Consider the following 16251-nt stretch of genomic DNA (forward strand, 5'->3'; position numbering starts at 1 on the left):
AACACTGCATGGAAAAACCACCTCTACCACCCTTTACTCTGGAAACAGCAAAAGCCAAAGTTCAAGCCGCAGAGGATGCTTGGAACACGCGTGATCCTCAAAAGGTCGCCTTGGCCTATACAGAGGATTCCCAGTGGCGCAATCGAGCTGAGTTTTTTAGTGGACGGGAAGCGATCGCAGCTTTTCTGAAGCGCAAGTGGGCCAAGGAGTTAGATTACCGTCTCAAAAAGGAGCTTTGGAGCTTTACAGAGAATCGGATCTCGGTGCGATTTGAGTATGAATGGCATGATGATTCTGGCTATTGGTATCGGGCTTACGGCAATGAACAGTGGGAGTTTGCTGAGAATGGACTGATGCAAAAACGAGAGGCCAGTATTAATGATGTGCTGATTCAAGAGTCTGAAAGAAAGTTTTGGTGGGAGCGTAAACCCAGTCTATGAACAAGCAACAGGTGATTGTAGAACTGCAAACCCAGGGGTTGAAGCTGGTAGAACAAGAAATTGGAGCAGCAGGACGCAAAGGTGGAGCGGGTCCTTCTGATCACAAAGCTGTGACTGTAGACGGCACGACTGTCATGGTGCCTATCTTCAACAATCCAGCAGCGCGATCGCCTTACACAGTCACTACCACCTCATCTCCATCATTGACTTTAGATCATCAGGGAGAAGCGATCGCCCCAATTCAGTTTCCCCAGTCACCCCAGTTCTACAATCTCACGACGGCTGACGGTATCCCTTACAATCAAATTGCCTTGTTGCATAGCCGAGATGTATTGGCGACCACGGTGCTGCAAACCTGTATGCGTTATGGCAATACAGATACCTCTTGCCAGTTCTGTGCGATCGGGCAATCGCTAGCAGTAGGGAGAACGATTGCTCGGAAAACACCTGCTCAACTGGCCGAAGTTGCCGAAGCAGCAGTGCGACTGGATGGGGTCAAGCAAATGGTGATGACGACAGGAACCCCTAACAGCAGCGATCGCGGTGCGGCTTATTTGACAGAATGTGCCAAAGCCATCAAAGCCAGGGTGAATATCCCGATTCAGGCGCAGTGTGAACCTCCAGATGATTTTGTCTGGTTCGATCGCATGCAGGCAGCAGGAATTGATAGCTTAGGCATGCATTTGGAAGCGGCTGACCCAGAGGTTCGGGCTAGGATTATGCCAGGGAAAGCTACAGTCCCCGTTGAGTACTATTTTGAGGCGTTTGCTGCCGCAGTCAAAGTGTTTGGTTGGGGACAAGTGAATACCTACTTATTGGCAGGATTGGGAGATAGTTTGGAGACCTTATTGGAGATTTGCGATCGCCTAATTCAAATCGGCGTTTATCCCTTTGTGGTGCCCTTTGTTCCCATCACAAGTACTCCCCTCGCTCATCATCCTGCTCCTAAGAGCGAATTTATGTTCACGCTTTATGAACGAGTCGGTTCCATGTTAAAGCAGGCAGGGATGTCATCAGCAGACATGAAAGCAGGCTGTGCGAAGTGTGGTGCTTGCTCGGCTCTTTCTACTTTTGAAAAGTAATTCTGACAAACCCAGTCCATGAAGACTTACGAATTCAAACTCGCGACAAATACTCAAGAGATTGCAGCTTACTTTGCATTGCGTCGTGCCATCTTTGCGGAAGAACAGCAACTCTTTTCCGGAGACGACGTAGATGAAATTGATCAGTTCGCCTATCCTATCGTGGCGATCGCCACTGCTACCCAGCAGGTCGTTGGAGTGGTGCGAATCTACGAAGCCAAACCAGGCATTTGGTATGGAGGTAGGCTAGGCACTCATCCGGACTATCGCAAAGGCTGGCAAATTGGCAAAGGACTTATTTACAAAGCTGTCACGACTGCTAACACTTGGGGTTGTCAGCAGTTTCTAGCCACGGTGCAGTTGCAAAATGTACGCTTCTTCCAACGGCTGCACTGGCAATCATTAGAAGAGATGGCGATTCGGACTCACCCGCATCATTTGATGGAAGCAGACCTCAGTTTCTATCCGCCTAACGTCGAGATACATCCCATTCTACCTTTGCCAGCCAGAGAGGCTTCTTGATGCTATTGTCCCTTGCTGCCCAATTGCGCCAATCCCTTAGCCTTTTGCAGAAGCAGGATATCCAAACGGCATCCCAAGCTTTAAAAGTAGGGGCACAGTGGACTTCTGTCAATATACTACCGGGAGATGATTGTGCCGCTATTCCAGATGGAGAAGGATATCTGTTATTGGCAGCAGAGGGGATGTTGCCGCTGCTCGTAGAAACAGACCCTTGGTTTGCGGGGTGGTCGGCGGTGATGGTGAACATCAGCGATATTGCTGCGATGGGTGGACGAGCGATCGCGGTGGTTGATACTTTGTGGAGCCAGTCCACCAATAGTACTGAAGCGATTTGGCTAGGGATGCAAGCGGCGGCTCAAGCGTACAATGTGCCGATTGTGGGTGGACATACCAATTGCCATAGTCCCTACAACGCTCTGTCAGTGGCAATTTTAGGGCGATCGCAGCGATTGATCAGTAGCTTTAATGCTCAACCGGGCGATCAACTGTTGGTGGCGGTTGATTTTCGGGGTAAACCCCATCCTAAATATCCTTTTTGGGACGCAGCAACTACAGCTGATCCAGTTCAGTTGCGCGAAAATCTAGCAATCTTGCCCTATTTGGCGGAAGCAGATCTGTGTGATACGGGCAAAGACATCAGCAATGGCGGCATCATTGGTACTCTGCTGATGTTGCTGGAAACCTCTGGCTGCGGGGCCATCCTGCATTTGAACCAAGTTCCCTGCCCCCCAGGATTAACCCTGGAGCTTTGGCTCGTAAGTTTCCCTAGCTATGGCTTTCTCCTCAGTGTTCGGCCCCACAATGTCTCAGCAGTTCAGGCTTGCTTTCAGCAACAAGGCTTAGTCTGTGAGGTAGTTGGAGAAGTGCAACTAACCCAGCAACTCGTTCTACGCTCTCATCAAGAGTCAATGGTATTTTGGGATCTATCTCATGAGCCGCTGACAGGGTTCTCTCCAGTAGGAGTATGAGATGAGCTATTCTGCACTCATTACCGATCAAACTGAGCCGAACTTCTCGCAGACTTCTCCCTCAGCCAACTTCAAAATTGCTCTACTCACCTACTCCACCAAGCCCAGAGGCAGCGTTATCCATACGCTGGAGTTAGCTGAAGCACTGCACCATCTAGGCAATGAGGTCTGTGTTTATGCCCTGGACAAAGATGGGACAGGATTTGACTATCCTTTAACTTGCAATTACCAACTTGTTCCCGCTCAATCTGCCCTAGCTGACATGGATGCTTTGATCCAGCAGCGGATTCAGGAGTTTGTAAACTACTTAAGTCACTCTGAACAAACTTATGACTGCTATCATGCTCAGGATTGCATCAGCGCCAATGCCCTAGCCAAGCTGGTTCAACAGCAAAAGATTCCCCACTTTGTCCGAACTGTACATCATATTGAAGACTACAGCAGTCCCTATCTACAGCAGTGCCAGGATCGTTCGATTCGAGGCGCGAATCTCTGCTTTTGTGTCAGTGACTATTGGCAGACTGTCGTCCAGCAGCAATACCAGATTCAAGCTCCTCGGATTATCAATGGCGTGAACCTAGACAAATTTACTCCTGTCCTCAATGAGACAGAACAAGATTTGAAAGAACGATGGGGCTTGAATGGTTCTCCCATTTATTTGACCGTGGGTGGGATCGAACCTCGCAAGAACTCCATCCGACTACTACAAGCCTTTGCTCGAGTGCGATCGCATTATCCAAACGCTCAGTTAGTGATTGCAGGCGGAGCCACCTTATTTGACTACCAATCCTACCGAGATAAGTTTTTTGCGATCGCCAATACCCTAAAAATCAAAATCGGGCATTCCCTAGTTTTACCAGGAGTCATTGCCGATGTTGATCTGCCCGCTCTGTATCGAACTGCTGATGCCTTTGTCTTTCCTTCAGTCAAAGAGGGGTGGGGCTTGGTGTTACTGGAAGCGATCGCCTCTGGTCTCCCGGTTCTAACTTCCCACCAAACTCCTTTTACCGAATTCCTTGCTCCAACTCAAGCTCTCCTGGTAGATCCCGAATCACCTACCGCGATCGCCCAAGCCATGCAAGCTATGGTCCAGCCAGACCTGTCTCGCTCTTTGGTGCAGCACAGCCAATCAGTTTTGTCTCGCTATACCTGGGCAGCCTCTGCTGAAATGCACCTCCATCACTACAAACAACTTCTAGCTTCCTATGCCTGAAATTCGTTTTCAAATTCAATGGCCCGATGGTTCTCAGGAAACTTGTTATTCTCCCTCTTTTATCGTCAAAGACTACTTCACTCCCAACCAAGACTATGACTTAGATGATTTTGTAGCGCGATCGCGTACAGCCCTAAAAATTGCCAGCGATCGGGTGCAGGTCAAGTATGGAAAACCTTGCGGTTTAGCATTGGGCCAACTACAAGAAATTGAAGCTAAGTCTGCTCAGTACCAGTCTGGGCAGTACAAGGAGCTACCACCGCTGAAGGTACGGTTCGTGCAGTTCATTGAATCAAGCGAATCGATATTCTAAAAGCCTAGATGGGAATACTGTGTTTAATTTGACACCAGATTGAACCGTAATTGTACCCATGAAGATGCATCGCTTTGGCCAAGTTCAAGCTTTCCCTTTACAGCTTGTCCTAATTGTTCCCTTTGTGCTGCAAATTTTTGGAGCAGTTGCTTTGGTTGGCTACCTGTCCTTCAAGAACGGTCAGAAAGCGGTCAATGAGTTAGCAGACCAGTTAATGGAACGCACTAGTCGTTCGGTGAATCAACATTTGGATGCTTACTTGTCAGTTCCCCATAAGGTGCTTCAGATCAATGCTGACGCGATCCAGATGGGGTTGCTAGATGTGGGCGATCGCGAAACAGTGGCTAAGTACTTTTGGCGGCAGATGCAGGCTTATGACTTGAGTTATATCGGTATTGGGTTGACCACAGGTGAGGGGGCAGGGGCAGCCCGCTATGATGGCAAAACCGTCACAGTAGACGATTGGACCGCCGCATCTGTCAATAATCTCTTCACCTATGCCACTGATAACCAGGGCAATCGGACCAAAGTCATGACGGTATTCGACTGGGATAGCCTCAAGGAAACCTGGTATACCGAGCCGATCGCTGCGAAGAGACCAATTTGGTCTCGGGTCTATACTTGGAACTATCCAGGCCACCCCTACATTGTGGCTTCAGCGGGCAGACCAATTTATAGCGCTCAAAATCAATTGCTGGGCATCGTTGCTGTAGATATTCATCTACTGAAACTCAGTGAGTTTTTACGAAGTTCAGATGTCAGTCATTCTGGCCAGATCTTCATCCTAGATCGCAAAGGTACCTTGATTGCTAATTCGGCACCTGAGCAGCCTTTCGCGATTTTGAAGGACGAAATCAAACGTTTGCAGGCGATCGATAGCCCCAATCCAGTGGTGCAGGGAATTACCAAACAACTGCAACAGCAGTTCGGCGATTTTCGCAACATTACCAAAGCCCAGAAGATTAAACTCGATTTTCAGGGAGAGCCACAGTACGTGCAGCTTACTCCTTGGCGTGATCAATATGGGCTGGATTGGCTTGTGGTGGTTAGCGTGCCAGAAGATGGGTTTATGGCCCAAATTAATGCCAATAACCGCACCACGATCTTACTGTGTCTAGTGGCCCTAGCTGTCGCCTCAGTTTTGAGCGTGGTTACTTCTCGTTGGATTAGCCGACCTATTCTGCGGCTAAGCCGTGCCAGTGAAGATATGGCAGCAGGCAACCTCAACCAAACGGTAGGAGATAGTGGCATTCAGGAGCTGAACACGTTGGCGGTCTCCTTCAACCATATGGCAGGACAACTACGCGACTCCTTTGCCGCTCTGGAGCAGAGCAATACCGAACTAGAGCACCGCGTTGAAGCCCGTACGGTCGAGCTTAAAGAGGCGCTAGGTGAGTTGCAAAGAACTCAAGCTCAGGTGGTGCAAAGTGAGAAAATGTCGAGCCTGGGACAACTGGTTGCGGGATTGGCTCATGAGATCAACAATCCCATCAACTTCATTCATGGCAATCTGGTGCATGTTCAGGAATACACTCAAGACCTTTTAGGCTTTGTGCAGTTATACGAGCAGCACTATCCTCAACCTGTCTCCGAGATCCAAGCGGAAGCCGAAGAGATTGACCTTGAATTTTTGCAGCAAGATCTGCCTAAAATGCTCGCTTCTATGAAAATCGGCAGCGATCGCATCCGGCAGATTGTGTTGTCATTACGCAACTTCTCGCGTATGGATGAAGCAGAGATTAAGCCTGTCAATATCCATGAAGGTCTTGACAGTACCCTAATGATTCTGCAACACCGCCTCAAAGCCAGACCAGAGCGACCGGAGATTGAGGTCATCAAAGACTACGATCAGTTGCCCTTGGTGGAGTGCTACGCAGGTCAGCTGAATCAGGTGTTTATGAACATCTTGGTGAATGCCATTGATGCCCTAGAGGAGCACAACCACAAACGTACCTACCAAGAGATGCAAGCCCATCCGAGCCAGATCACTATTCGGACAACGGCAATAAATGCTCAGTGGGTCCAAGTGGCGATCGCGGATAATGGGAAAGGAATGACGCAACAGACGCAGCAGCAAATCTTCAACCCATTCTTTACAACCAAGCCAGTAGGTAAGGGGACAGGCATGGGGATGTCGATTAGCTACCAGATCATCACAGAGAAACATGGTGGAAAGCTGGAATGTTTCTCCACACTAGGAAAAGGCACAGAGTTTGTGATTCAGATTCCTAGAAAGTGTTGATGGTGTAGCAGTCCTCAATATGCACAAAATTGTGAATACAGATTTAACCATGCGATCGCCTCAGCCTTCGGCCTAAGCTCCCTCATCTGGACTGGCTTCTGCTGGCTCTCTAAACAAATCGGGTCTAAGATCTCTACCTTCCTGAATCATTTCAGGGGCAACAGCTGGATTGCCTAAAATCTCTTGAGGGTCTCCATCAAAGCCACCTGGACGGACTAGCTTTAACACGTCATAGGTTTCGACCTCCTGAGGGCGATCGTTCTCCTTCGAGGGCTGACTTTGTTTCTCACTACTTTGATCGTGATGATTACTCATGCTCCTGTCTCCTTTAAGTATTTTTGAGGAACTGCTTTGATAGCTTTTTACGAGCTACTTCCCTCTAACCGATGAGGGGTGATGGCTATTAGCTCTCTCTACCCAGTGAGTAACCCTGTGCTAAGCCCAAAAGTAATCTAGATACGGTTGTGGTTAAATACCTGTGTCAGAAATGGATGGTAATGAAGCGGTACATTTACATCAACACACAACGATGGCAGTACCGCTAAGATTCGACAAAGCAAAGGCACTGCCATGAACTCAGAAATACTATAGCGATCCTAGTAGGTTGTGAGAGGCGCACCCCGCTAACTTCATCAATCATTTAGGACTACTATGTATCAGCTAACTAGGAGAAAACTCCATAGTAATAAAGCGTAGCCAGAAGAACAATTGCCGAGGCTCCCATTGAAAGCCAGAAAGTCAATTTTACTGGAAGGCTTTTGTTAGGATTTAACCCGTCTTGACCATGATCAATAACAGTTGACAGTTCTTCACTAGCACCTGGAGCAAAATTCTTTTTTGTATTTTCCATATCAAATATCCTTGAATTTCCCTTATTCCTTAACTTACTGCTAATCTCAGAAATTACCTCTGACTTTGGCTATATCTCAGAACTTTGACAGGAGCCTAAAGGAATAGGGTTTGTCTAGAAGCAACGCTACCTGAACTGACCCTGAATACGATACGCTGAAGAAGTTTAGGGATTCAGCAGGCTCTGGGATGGTCAATCAGGTATACGACGTTGTGGTAATAGGGGGCGGAGTAGCAGGAGCAGCCTTGCTCTACTCTTTGGCGACCTTTACCGATCTCAAGCGTGTGGCACTGTTAGAAAAGTATCCTAGCGTTGCCTCGGTCAACTCGAAAGCCACAAATAATAGCCAGACAATCCATTGCGGCGATATTGAGACCAACTACACGCTGGAAAAAGCAATTAAAGTCCGGCGATCGGCTCAAATGTTGGTCCGCTATGGTAGCCAGTTGCCGCCAGCCCTGCGGGACCAGATTATCTACCAGTTTCCCAAGATGGTTTTGGGGGTGGGCTCGCAAGAGTGCGAGTTTTTGCGGCAGCGATATGAAGTATTTAAGCCCCACTTCACTGGGATGCAACTGCTAGAAAAATCCCAGATTGCCGAAATTGAGCCAAATGTGGTGCGGCTGAACGGCGGCGATCGCCCAGAAGAGTTAGTCGCGATCGCCATTTTGGGAGAATACACGGCCATTAACTATGGAGCCTTAGCGCAGTCCTTTGTCGAGCAGGCTCAAGCAGTAACCGATAAAACCGTTGACCTAAAGTTGGGTTACCCAGTCCAATCGATTGAACCTGTGGGGTCTAATTACCAAATCACAACCGCTGAAGGAACTGTAACAGCGCGGTTTGTGGTGGTGTCTGCAGGCGGTCACAGCCTGCTGTTCGCTCACCGCATGGGAATTGGGCTGGAATATTCTTGTTTGCCAGTCGCAGGCAACTTCTACTTCACGCCGGAGATCTTGAACGGCAAGGTTTACACCGTCCAGAATGATAAGTTGCCCTTTGCAGCAATTCACGGTGATCCAGATATCACGGTGCCTGGTAAGACTCGTTTTGGACCTACGGCGTTGCCTCTACCGTTGTTAGAACGAAACAACCTCAAAACCTTAATCGACTACTTGGAAGTTTTGAAGCTAGACGGCACTGTAGCGAGTGTGCTGGGCGATCTGTTGAAGGTGAAAGACATCCGGAACTACATCTTCAAAAACATGGCCTTCGAGGTGCCTTTAGTGAACCGTCGCTTGTTCTTGCAAGATGCTCGTAAAATCGTTCCTTCATTGCAGTTAGAAGACCTAGAATTCGCTCACGGCATTGGCGGGATTCGGCCTCAGTTGATCGATCGCACCCAACGGAAGCTGATTCTAGGGCAAGCAGAGATTGATCCAGGAGAGGGGATTCGCTTTAATATCACGCCTTCTCCCGGAGCTACTACTTGCTTAGGCAACGCGGAACAAGATCTATTGCGAATTCAACAACATCTAGGTTGTAACTTCGATCGCTCGTGGTTTGAGGCAGAATCGATCTCAATGGCCCAGAGCTGAGTTGTTGAAAAGATGAGATGAGGGATGAAGGATGAAAGAAATTTTCTTGCTCCTTCATCTCTCTTTTGATCATGCTGATTCGCTTAGAGTCTCGGCAGATCAATAATGTTAGTCATCGATTTCACCAGCAGCTAGTGGGCTAGGAATTCGTGAGTTGATGAATGTTTGAGATACGTTAGGAATGGATAGATCCTTAGCTGGAGAATCCTGAACTGCTGGAACGTTAAAGACGATTTCGGAAGTGTCAGGGTTGGTTTTTGCTACTAACCGAGTGCCGTCCAAAATCTTAAACACAGCGGGGCTAGATGGAATTCCTGCGGCTTGGGCATCATTGGGGAGGTAAACGCCGTTGCAATCCCATCCTTCTGGGGTTGTTTCACCATCTGCCAGGAAGTAAAGGGCGTTGCTGCCAGACTTAGATTCCTCACCTGCGGGGCCATAAATCGCTAAAGTCTGCCCAGTTGCATTGCGGCACTGACCCCAAGTAATGCCAGATTCGATCGCCGCTTTCTGTAGTTGTAACTCGTCAATTTGTTGCTTCAGCTCAGGAGAATTGCCTTGAGCATCTCTTTCTGCAAACAAGCGATTGAGAGTTCTGGTCATCTCTACATAGTCATGATTTTTGCTGACCTTTGGTTTATCGGCCCAGGAAGCGGGAGCGATCGCCAGGTTGACTAGAAATACGAGCAAAACCAGAATAATTTTTACCAATTTCATACGAGATCTCCTATTCACAAATTTGGTTGATGCTGAAACTATGGCGATTATGTGCTGAATAACGTCTCTAACGTATGCTCAGAACTCTGCCAAGTGGTCTTGTAGATTTTGTCCCGCCGTTGATGACTATCTACGAAACGGACGGGTCCCAGCCGATTATATCGACCTGCTAGTTTACGCACCCAATCGGTAGAAAAGCCGAGAATTTCGGCAACTTGTTCTACTGTCATTGGTATATGCGGTTGACTCAAAAGTTGAATGGTGAGCCAGTAGTTTTTGGTTTTGGGGTCTTGGCATTCCTCTTGACGACGCACTAGTTCTGCATGGGCCAAGTGAGGAAGAATTTGAATTCGAGGGCGAGACATAATCTAGTTCTATCCCTGAGTTTGTTAAACGATCTGCGCCTGCACCCACTTGTTATCACTTTTCTGGTTCTGCGCTGATCAGGATATGTTTTCTAATCAGCATCAGCAGTTACTATCGTTTTACTATCGTTCCTAGGTTTCTAGCGAGGCTGTACGCTTAGAAAATCCCCAGGTAAACAGTACGACAATCATGGTCAATACAATCCATTCAGGCGGTACTGAATCGGGTTGCAATGCTTTACATAGCAGCCGCAATCCTACTCCTAAAACAGTTAGGTAAGCCGCATCCTGGAGGTAGGTAAAGCGTTCTAGCCATTGCACGAACAAGCCTGCTAAAAAGCGGAGAGTCAGGATACCAATAATGCAACCTGTGAGGACAATCCAGGTGTTATCAGAGATAGCGATCGCAGTTGTAACGCTATCTAGGGAGAACGCTAAATCCGTTAAAGCAATTAAGGCGATTAGCTGCCAAAGCGAACCGGATACTGGTGGTTCAGTACTGGGGTGATTGAAGGCTGAGCTGATGGAAAACTTTGTCCAGAAATGTTTGCCAACTAACCACAGTAAATAAAGCGCCCCCGCTAATTCTATCTGCCAGAAGCGAATGACCCAGGTGGCAGTAAAGAGCAAAGCGATCCGTAGGATGAAGGCACCTGCCAGGCCCCAATTTAAGGCTTGCTGCTGATGTTTAGGATCGGGTAGCGGCTGGACTAGAGCCGCTAAGGCGACTGCATTATCAGCAGAGAGAACCGTTTCTAAAGCAACCAGGGCCAATAAAACTCCCAACGTGTTGGGGGAGAAAGCCATCCCTACAGTATTTGTCACTTGCTCTAACATGCCTGTTTCCTAACTACCTACATCAGCTACTTTTCCCAAATGCCGAGGGAAAATCAGGTTAGTCTTCGATTGGGGCATTGGGTACTTTAGCGTCAATGTTGGCTTGAGATAGGTTAGGAATTGACCAATTTGTTTCACCAGCCCGGAACACTTGCGCGGGATTGACATTGAATTCCAGCACACCTGTTTCAGGATCATTCTTGGCAATGAGTTGAGTGCCAGGGGTAACTTTGAGCGCCAGAGGTTCAGCCAAGGGTTGATCTCGATTTGCGATTAGAGCCCCACTGGGTAAGTAGACACCATCGCAATTCCAGTCATCATCTGTAATCTTGCCACTCCCTAGATAGTAGAGGGTGCTGGGTTGAGCTGCTTTCTTGGCTTTGTGAGCATAGACTGCCAAAGTCTTACCTGTGTTATTGCGGCATTGCGCCCACTCCGTTGCAGTTTCAAGGATATACTTTTGCAGTTTCAACTCACCGAGTTGTTGCTCAATCTCGTCGGGAGCTAAGCCCGATCGGTTGGGTGCACTTTTAACTTGCAGGAGACTATCGATCGCCTGGGTTACTTCTGTGTATTCAGGGGTATTGGTCAGTTTGGGTCGGTCTGCCCAGGAAGCAGGAGCAATGACCAAATTGACTAGCAGTACTAAGGCGACAAGAACGACTTTGAATAATTTCATGGGCTTTACTCCGGTTGGTCTGAAAATTTCTAAGGCTGGGATGGGGAAATACCAAGCTTGAGTGAGGCGATCTGTGAGGCGATCGCTGGGGGTGGCATGACTGCGACTCGCTGCAACTTAGAGAGGGAATTTACGTTACCTGCTATCCCTACTAGGTTGATTGCTCTTGATAGAGTTCAGTGAAGACTGGCTGCGAAAAACATAGTCTCACTCTAGGAAGCCTGTTCCATAAAAGCAAACATTCTTTTTTGTTGAGAAGATAACTTGAAGTGATTGATATCTACAAACACAGCTACACTTGCTTTCCAGGATGGACATCTTTCACCCTTAGCCGTCTTTTTGTCTAGCATTACTTAAATTTATCGTTTTAAGAAAAAAGAGCATTTGCTTTTATTTCTGGACTGGCTTTATGTTGATAACAAGCTGAACTGCAGCCCATACCAACAGTTCATACAGAACTCACCTAACTCTTCAATAGGTCAATTATGAGAGCACAACACTCCACCCAACAGGCAACCACAGCTAAAGAAAATAAAGTAATTGAGTTGAGACAGAAAAAAACATACACAGCTTTACAAGAGATTGAGCAACAACGCTCCCAACCGCAAAAGCTGACTACAGGCCAACGAATTGCTGATAAACTGGCTGCCAAAGTGGGGTCTTGGGGATTTCTGATTGGACAAACGACGGTACTCACAGGCTGGGTAACCTTCAACTTGATGCCTGGAGTGCCCCATTGGGATGAACAACCGTTTATCTTGCTCAATTTGGTGTTCTCCTTTGCCTCAGCCTACACCGCCCCAATTGTGTTGATGAGTCAGAACCGTCAGTCAGATGCGGAGCGAGAGAAATCTGAATATGACCGCCAAGTCAACTTAAAAGCAGGATATGACATTGGATTGCTACATGAAAAAATAGATACTCTACAAGCGCAACAATTGAAAGAATTGACTTTAATTGTGAAAGAACAACAGCATAGCCTGAATGAAATGAAAGCGACCGTGCTACCTGTATTGCAACAGCAGCGATCGCTGAACGAACTCAAGGTCAGCATTCTACCCATTGCTCAGCAGCAATTGCAAGAGATCAAGGTGGGCGACGAGCAGTCCCCCAAGAGCAATAACTATTCTGTCTACTTCCCTTTTAATGTTAATTCTATTGAATAAGTTGAATCAGACTTGTAATAAAGGCGATCGCTTCATTACATGTACTACCGATAATTTATGACAACTGTTGCATAAAACTGTTGCGCTTTTGGAACAGACGCTACAGCCTATTTAGAATCAAATTAGGCACAATGTCCCAAAAGCGGGGATAGAACGGTTGAGCATTCTAGAGTTTTCGTTACTGGTTTGGTTGGGATCGTTAATTGCTGGTTTTTTAGGCTCACTGACGGGCTTGGGAGGCGGCGTAGTCATTGTCCCTTTACTCACTTCAGTGTTCGGGGTGGACATTCGTTATGCGATCGGTGCTTCCCTAGTTTCCGTGATTGCCACGTCCTCTGGTGCGGCCTCAACCTATATCCGACAAGGCTTTGCCAATTTACGCTTAGGCATGTTTCTAGAGGTTGCTACGACCATTGGCGCGATCGCAGGAGCTTTTTTAGCAACTTGGGTTTCTATTAAAGCCTTAACTGTGGTGCTGGCAGTGGTGCTCCTCTACTCTGCTTATCTCGCTCAACAGCCACGCTCCGAGTATGTTGCGAGTGAAGCCGTTGATCCGCTAGTCGTTCAGCTCAGGCTCAGTGGCACCTGTCCGACCCCAGACGGCTTAATGGCTTATCAAGCCGCAGCAGTGCCAACAGGATTTGGGGTCATGTTTGTGGCAGGAGTGCTTTCGGGACTACTGGGCATTGGCTCAGGCGCGCTGAAGGTGTTGGCGATGGATCAAGCGATGCGACTGCCATTTAAGGTTTCTACTACTACCAGCAACTTCATGATCGGAGTGACCGCAGCCGCCTCAGCAGGTGTGTATTTGGCGAGGGGCTACATCGATCCAGGGTTATCAATGCCAGTGATGTTAGGTGTGCTGCCGGGTGCTTTTTTAGGCGCAAAAGTGTTGATTGGTGCTAAGACGCAAATTTTGAGGATTCTGTTTAGCCTCGTGCTCGTTGTCATGGCCTTGAGAATGGTCTACAACAGCTTGGCGGGAGGGATTTAGATGCGCGAACTGAATTCAGAGACACAACCAAACTCAAGCGCTATAGAGTGCAATCTTATCTTTGCGGCTCGTGAGCAAAAACTGGGGCAATGGATTAGTTACCTGCTCAGTTATGGAGTATTAACAGCCAGCGCGATCGTTTGCATCGGCGGCATTTGGTATTTGATCCGTCATGGTGCAGAACCTGTTGATTATCACGTTTTTCGAGGAGAACCAGATATCTTCCGTTCTCCTGCGGGGATAGTAGCAGCAGTGCTAGCGGGTCGGGCACGGGGGCTGATTCAGCTTGGTCTTCTGATTCTAATTGCCACGCCGATCGCCCGTGTAATTTTGTCGTTGGTGACTTTTTTGCGCTGGCGAGACTTGACTTATACCGTAATCACCTTACTGGTGCTCACAGGATTAATTTACAGCTTTATCGGAGCTTACGTTTGAAGCTGCCTGATTCTGAATTTGGTCATACTTGCGATCGAGGAATTCCTGGATCGCGATGGGCGTGTCTGCTAAACTCGGCTCGCTGATTAATGAACCTGGGTAGACCACACAATCATGATTGGTTTCACAAAAGAAGGCGATTGCGTATCTAGTCTTCTGAAGTTGCTGAGCATCCATAACCCGAACCCGATGGGGAGCCGCATGGATCGTATCTCCGCTCCAGCGTTGCATCACTTCACTAGCAAGCACTCCAATGCAACCAGGCGGAATATCTACAGCGACCCATTCATAGTTGGGGGTGAGAACTTCTAGACCTCCGGTGGAATCTTGCCAAAGCAGAGTAATTCCAGAGTAGTCTTGGTGGGCTCCCAGGCGAACCGAGCCGAGGGTAAAGTGAGGGGCAGGAGGGTAATGTAGGAGCCGTAGGGTACTGTTCTGTCCATGCTGCTTCACCAAACTATTTGGAGGCTGCTGATAGACTATCTCAAGGGCCGCTAAAACTCGATTAGCCTGTTCCTGAAAGGCATGAAAGATGTCATAAAGTTGGGTTGTTAGCCTAGCCAATTCCTCTTGGTAAGGAAGAATCCCTTCTAGAGTGCTTGAATCCACATAGGACTGCTTTCCCCAACGCTGGAGCCATTGAGCATAAGTGCCATTCTCAAGATTGAGATCTAACACTTCTTTGTAGTCTTCATTGGCATCGCTGAGTTGTTCCTGTCCCAGAGGGAGAAACACACCTTGCCAGGGAGATGATAACTGTTGAGCTAGCGATCGCTTCTGTAAATCGCTGAGGGCAAAAAAGTCTCGCAAGTTGTTGAATAAAACATCATCCTGCATTGCGGGTAATACAGGAACATAGGCCACACCCACCCTAAAAAGCGCATCAAAGAGTTGATAAGCAAACTCTGTCTGAGCAGCGGAGGAATCAGAGAGTAAAGGAAGGTGGGGGATTGCTTTCATAGACCTGCTGGGGACTGATGGACTAAGGCAAGCGAAAGGATGCAGGAGCACTAGGGGCTAGGACAGGCTCCACAATCGCTAAGATTATAGCAAGTCGTGATTTTTTGTTTTAACGCGATCGTATAGTTCATCAATCGTTGCAATAAACGAGTGGTCCTTTTGCCAAAAGGCAGGAAAGTCTCCCTGCTTTTTGACCAAAATGCCTGAAACGGTGCTAGGCGGCAGTACTTCAACAGTTTTAGGAAATGGTTTCTCTCCCTGCCAAAAAGTTTTAGGATTGATCTCCTGTGGCAACGCCGTGAGTTGAGGTCGAGTGTAGTAGGAGGTCACAGGGGAAGGTGCACTCATTTCGGCGTTCAGTTCTGCAATCAGGGCTTGGCCTAAAGGTGATTTGGCTAGCTCTGCATGGAGTTGTTTTCTGGGTAGCCCTCGTAACTCAAACAGGAGAAAGGGATCGCGATCGAGATCTTTGGCAACGCGATAATAAACCCCAGCTACATGCTTGCAAGGATTACCCCAATCGGGACAGGAGCAGTGCGTTTCAAAATCTAGTTTTGATTTTGGTAATAGATGCAATCCTAAGGTTTGAAAGGCATCCTCGATGTTATCTGGCATCTCATTCAGCAGCAGTTTTGAGATGAAACTGGCTTTAGAGGCAATGTAAGCGATCGCTGCCGCCCATTGAGCCTGACTAATGGGATGGATGACAATCTCAATGGTATAAGTCGGTTCTTTGTAAACGCCAAAATAGGGATTGATGTTGCCTCGCACTTTCGCGTGAATCACGGAATCAATAATATCGAGTTCGCGGATGCGATTGCTGTTGGCATAGGAGCGCCCCCGGCTCAAGCGAGCAGGATCGCTGAATGCTTCTAAGGCTTGAATAAATCGATTGCCCCACCAGGTTTTTACAAGTTTTTTCATGGCTAC

Annotated in this window: 19 protein-coding genes; 11 read left to right on the forward strand and 8 right to left on the reverse strand. The window is 47.9% G+C overall.

Annotated elements, in window-relative coordinates; genetic code table 11:
* The first annotated feature begins 8 nt into the window (after positions 1–8).
* The 7 genes from H6F68_RS11260 to H6F68_RS11290 are packed head-to-tail and all read left to right on the forward strand — an operon-like array spanning position 9 to position 6780.
* Positions 9–440 (forward strand): nuclear transport factor 2 family protein, encoded by a 432-nt coding sequence (locus tag H6F68_RS11260; protein ID WP_190559042.1) that lies wholly within the window; start codon positions 9–11, stop codon positions 438–440.
* Positions 437–1522: an MSMEG_0568 family radical SAM protein gene (locus H6F68_RS11265; RefSeq protein ID WP_190559045.1), complete on the forward strand. Its 1086-nt coding sequence runs from the start codon at positions 437–439 to the stop codon at positions 1520–1522. Before H6F68_RS11260 ends, H6F68_RS11265 begins: the two co-directional genes overlap by 4 nt.
* An 18-nt stretch (positions 1523–1540) precedes the next feature.
* Positions 1541–2044 (forward strand): MSMEG_0567/Sll0786 family nitrogen starvation N-acetyltransferase, encoded by a 504-nt coding sequence (locus H6F68_RS11270; protein ID WP_190559047.1) that lies wholly within the window; start codon positions 1541–1543, stop codon positions 2042–2044.
* Positions 2044–3012 carry a sll0787 family AIR synthase-like protein gene (locus H6F68_RS11275; protein ID WP_190559049.1) on the forward strand — a complete coding sequence of 323 codons (969 nt, stop codon included), beginning with the start codon at positions 2044–2046 and terminating at the stop codon, positions 3010–3012. The genes H6F68_RS11270 and H6F68_RS11275 overlap by 1 nt, the downstream gene beginning before the upstream one ends.
* Before the next feature lies 1 nt (position 3013).
* Positions 3014–4225: an MSMEG_0565 family glycosyltransferase gene (locus H6F68_RS11280; protein WP_190559051.1), complete on the forward strand. Its 1212-nt coding sequence runs from the start codon at positions 3014–3016 to the stop codon at positions 4223–4225.
* A complete protein-coding gene (locus H6F68_RS11285; RefSeq protein ID WP_190559053.1) occupies positions 4218–4538 on the forward strand; it encodes an MSMEG_0570 family nitrogen starvation response protein in 321 nt (106 codons plus the stop codon). The genes H6F68_RS11280 and H6F68_RS11285 overlap by 8 nt, the downstream gene beginning before the upstream one ends.
* Before the next feature lie 58 nt (positions 4539–4596).
* A complete protein-coding gene (locus H6F68_RS11290) occupies positions 4597–6780 on the forward strand; it encodes an ATP-binding protein (protein ID WP_190559055.1) in 2184 nt (727 codons plus the stop codon).
* Positions 6781–6852: 72 nt separating this feature from the next.
* Here H6F68_RS11290 and H6F68_RS11295 read toward each other — a convergent pair whose 3' ends face one another.
* Together H6F68_RS11295 and H6F68_RS11300 are read right to left on the reverse strand one after the other, a co-directional pair.
* Positions 6853–7095, reverse strand: coding sequence for a hypothetical protein (locus tag H6F68_RS11295; RefSeq protein WP_190559057.1), 243 nt, complete (start codon positions 7093–7095; stop codon positions 6853–6855).
* A 349-nt stretch (positions 7096–7444) separates the two neighbouring features.
* Positions 7445–7630, reverse strand: coding sequence for a hypothetical protein (locus H6F68_RS11300; protein ID WP_190440249.1), 186 nt, complete (start codon positions 7628–7630; stop codon positions 7445–7447).
* A gap of 188 nt (positions 7631–7818) precedes the next feature.
* On the opposite strand from H6F68_RS11300, the gene H6F68_RS11305 reads away from it, so the two are divergent.
* Positions 7819–9168, forward strand: coding sequence for an FAD-dependent oxidoreductase (locus H6F68_RS11305; protein WP_190559059.1), 1350 nt, complete (start codon positions 7819–7821; stop codon positions 9166–9168).
* Positions 9169–9276: 108 nt separating this feature from the next.
* On the opposite strand, the gene H6F68_RS11310 is transcribed toward H6F68_RS11305, so the two are convergent.
* The 4 genes from H6F68_RS11310 to H6F68_RS11325 form a co-directional block, all read right to left on the reverse strand.
* Positions 9277–9885 carry a hypothetical protein gene (locus tag H6F68_RS11310; protein WP_190559061.1) on the reverse strand — a complete coding sequence of 203 codons (609 nt, stop codon included), beginning with the start codon at positions 9883–9885 and terminating at the stop codon, positions 9277–9279.
* A gap of 47 nt (positions 9886–9932) precedes the next feature.
* Positions 9933–10250: a hypothetical protein gene (locus H6F68_RS11315; RefSeq protein ID WP_190559063.1), complete on the reverse strand. Its 318-nt coding sequence runs from the start codon at positions 10248–10250 to the stop codon at positions 9933–9935.
* A 132-nt stretch (positions 10251–10382) separates the two neighbouring features.
* The gene (locus H6F68_RS11320) at positions 10383–11087 is read right to left on the reverse strand and encodes a TerC family protein (RefSeq protein ID WP_190559065.1); all 705 of its coding nucleotides are present in this window, start codon (positions 11085–11087) and stop codon (positions 10383–10385) included.
* 58 nt (positions 11088–11145) lie between these two features.
* Positions 11146–11766 (reverse strand): hypothetical protein, encoded by a 621-nt coding sequence (locus H6F68_RS11325; protein WP_190559067.1) that lies wholly within the window; start codon positions 11764–11766, stop codon positions 11146–11148.
* Positions 11767–12251: 485 nt separating this feature from the next.
* Between H6F68_RS11325 and H6F68_RS11330 the strand changes: the two genes are divergently transcribed.
* From H6F68_RS11330 to H6F68_RS11340, 3 genes are all read left to right on the forward strand, one after another.
* On the forward strand, positions 12252–12932 hold the full coding sequence (locus tag H6F68_RS11330) for a DUF1003 domain-containing protein (protein WP_190559069.1): 681 nt from the start codon (positions 12252–12254) through the stop codon (positions 12930–12932).
* Between the two features lie 190 nt (positions 12933–13122).
* The gene (locus H6F68_RS11335; protein ID WP_242065455.1) at positions 13123–13926 is read left to right on the forward strand and encodes a sulfite exporter TauE/SafE family protein; all 804 of its coding nucleotides are present in this window, start codon (positions 13123–13125) and stop codon (positions 13924–13926) included.
* Complete coding sequence (locus tag H6F68_RS11340; RefSeq protein WP_190559073.1) at positions 13927–14361, forward strand: DUF1634 domain-containing protein; 435 nt, start codon at positions 13927–13929, stop codon at positions 14359–14361.
* Here the strand turns inward: H6F68_RS11340 and H6F68_RS11345 are convergent.
* Both H6F68_RS11345 and H6F68_RS11350 read right to left on the reverse strand, forming a co-directional pair.
* A complete protein-coding gene (locus H6F68_RS11345) occupies positions 14329–15321 on the reverse strand; it encodes an isopenicillin N synthase family oxygenase (protein WP_190559075.1) in 993 nt (330 codons plus the stop codon). The two genes, H6F68_RS11340 and H6F68_RS11345, sit on opposite strands and share 33 nt — an antisense overlap.
* Before the next feature lie 84 nt (positions 15322–15405).
* A complete protein-coding gene (locus tag H6F68_RS11350; protein WP_190559077.1) occupies positions 15406–16245 on the reverse strand; it encodes an SWIM zinc finger family protein in 840 nt (279 codons plus the stop codon).
* Positions 16246–16251 lie beyond the last annotated feature (6 nt).

This window comes from Trichocoleus sp. FACHB-262 (assembly GCF_014696035.1).
In the GTDB taxonomy this organism is placed as follows: Bacteria; Cyanobacteriota; Cyanobacteriia; order FACHB-46; family FACHB-46; genus Trichocoleus.